A 947-nucleotide genomic window follows, 5' to 3' on the forward strand; every position below is an offset into this window, starting at 1 on the left:
ACAAAACAATTACTAGAGTTAACAATGTGTATAACTAATTGCTTTATTGAGCTTACGTACGAAAATCCTCTCGGATTTTCTATGTCGTAAATTATTGCTAACTTAGTTGCTTAAACCACGCAACTAAGTAATACACGCACACGTTACCTGCAAGCTGAAAAGCATCACGTATGACAAAAACTTCATCGAAAATAATAAGCATAATATTTGGAGTAATTGCCATTTACTTTACCCTTAATTTAATTCCCGACAAAACCAAAAAGGAATTTACCGCTTTAGACAAACAATATTCTTTTACAGAAGAAATTACTATTTCCGAAAAATTCAAAACTGACTTTGATTCGGCTTACAGAATTTGGTTTAGTTTTGAGAATAGTTCTGACTCTTTGCTTCCAATTAAAAAAAATCTCAAAGTATTACGGAATGGAAAACCTGTAGAACTATACGGAGATAAAAATAATTGTTTTGTAAGTAAATCAGGAGCTACATATGAACTGAATATAAAATTAGAAAATGCCGAAGGCAATTCAAATCTGAATAAAATAAATATTAAAATCAACGAAGACGGACTTCCTGGACCAACCTATGAATTATATTTTGAAAGAGAATATAAATGGTTGTTTTGGACAATTGACGGAATTTTAATTTTTATTGCGCTGATTACAGGATATTTTGGATTCCGAAAAAAGCCAGCAGATAACACCGTGTATAATTAATTGCTGTATTGAGCCTACTTGCGAAAATTCCTGCGGAATTTTCACGGGTTCGTTAAAGTTTGCTAACTTTAGTGCTTAACCACGCAACTAACCATACACAAACACGTTGGCTGTAATAACGCAGCGCAACAAAAGCACGAATATTTCGCAATCAAAACCCAAAATTTTAAGTGGAATATTCTCTTAATCTCTCACTCGAAATCTGAATTTTAAAACCCTGGACTGACAAAC

Annotated in this window: 1 protein-coding gene; it reads left to right on the plus strand. The window is 32.7% G+C overall.

Annotation, left to right across the window (positions count from 1 at the left end; all coding sequences use genetic code 11):
• Positions 1–170 precede the first annotated feature (170 nt).
• Positions 171–716 carry a hypothetical protein gene (locus tag HNV10_RS17080; RefSeq protein WP_173302677.1) on the plus strand — a complete coding sequence of 182 codons (546 nt, stop codon included), beginning with the start codon at positions 171–173 and terminating at the stop codon, positions 714–716.
• Positions 717–947: the final 231 nt, after the last annotated feature.

The sequence above is a fragment of the Winogradskyella litoriviva genome (genome assembly GCF_013249065.1).
In the GTDB taxonomy this organism is placed as follows: Bacteria; Bacteroidota; Bacteroidia; order Flavobacteriales; family Flavobacteriaceae; genus Winogradskyella; species Winogradskyella litoriviva.

What these genes read in the sequence shown, in the direction of transcription:
- HNV10_RS17080 (WP_173302677.1), top strand. Translation starts at nt 171, where the DNA reads ATGACAAAAACTTCATCGAAAATAATAAGCATAATATTTGGAGTAATT.